Source organism: Oleiphilus sp. HI0123, from assembly GCF_001635315.1.
On the sequence record NZ_LWGE01001686.1, the window covers coordinates 1 to 1131 of the forward strand.

At 43.3% G+C, this 1131-nt stretch carries 2 protein-coding genes and 1 pseudogene; 2 read left to right on the top strand and 1 reads right to left on the bottom strand.

All coding sequences use genetic code 11. From position 1 onward, the window contains the following. Both A3761_RS28090 and A3761_RS22790 read left to right on the top strand, forming a co-directional pair. Positions 1–217, top strand: a pseudogene (locus A3761_RS28090) (cryptochrome/photolyase family protein); the annotation flags it as partial. 99 nt (positions 218–316) lie between these two features. Continuing rightward, entirely contained in the window at positions 317–751 is a 435-nt protein-coding gene (locus tag A3761_RS22790; RefSeq protein WP_068508353.1) for a DUF3429 domain-containing protein, read from the top strand. 35 nt (positions 752–786) lie between these two features. Here the strand turns inward: A3761_RS22790 and A3761_RS22795 are convergent. Continuing rightward, a partial coding sequence (locus tag A3761_RS22795; protein WP_156492047.1) for an integrase core domain-containing protein occupies positions 787–1131 on the bottom strand: 345 nt, incomplete at its 5' end.

Here is a 1131-nt window from a genome sequence, read left to right on the forward strand (position 1 = left end):
TAAGAGTTGTCATTATAAGGTTAAAGAGAAGGTAACGCCCGACGCCTGTCCATTCAATGCTCTTTACTGGGATTTTTTTGGAAGGCATGAAGAACGCTTGGCCGACAATCAAAGGTTATCTTTTATCGCCAAGCAGTGGGCTAAAAAATCTGATCAAGAAAAGCAGCTCATTCACGAGAGAGCGCTGACATTGCTAGACAATATTGAAACGATCTAAATAGAGCTAGATCTATAAACTGGTATCAACAATAAAACAGTTCGAACGCTGCCAGTGCCTAATGAACGGTTTTACTCAGACTTGGAGTTAATCTGCCACATGAACAAAAATAAGCGTTGTATCGCAATATCCTTGACCTTTGCCGGAGCACTCCCTTTTTACTTGATCCCAAGTATGTATCTGTTCCTTTCTGATATGCACGAGACTAATTTGAACTTGGCTTTGCGTATATATGCCGCTGTGATCATCTCTTTCCTGGCGGGCATTCATTGGGGATTGTTTCTGCTTCGTGATGCATCCATCAATCTCTTCTTGCACAGTAATTTTGTCACTCTTCTAGCTTGGTTAGCAGCGTCTTGTGAGTCGATTTATAGTTCGCTCGTGTTCGCCTTCTGTTTTATCTATTTGCTGGTGATTGATCGAAAGCTATTTGAGGAAGAGGTGTTGGAGTCTTGGTTCATGAGGTTGAGATTGGTGATAACGCTTGTCGTTCTCGTTTCCTTGGTTTTTTCTGCAATGGTGTTTGACTGGTGAAACGAGTCAAGCAGAATGTGTTCTGCGCAACTAAATCAGGACACTTTTCTTAAAGAGTTTTCGTACTCGATTGGCGACATATCTTCGTTAGAAGTATGGAGCCGCTCTAAGTTGTAATAACGCATGTAGTCAGCCACATCATTTCTCATATGCTCTCTCGTTGGCTGGGGCACTTTCAAAACCCAGTCATGCTTTAAGCTTCCAAAGAACCGCTCCACAACAGAGTTATCCCAGCAAGCACCTACATCCCCCATGCTAGCTCTGATGCCATAATTACTCAGCAGTGTGCGATAACGCTTGCTGGTATACTGCGAACCTCTGTCACTATGAAACACCAAGCCTTTAGGAGGCTGGCGCAGATTATATGCCCTGATCATAGC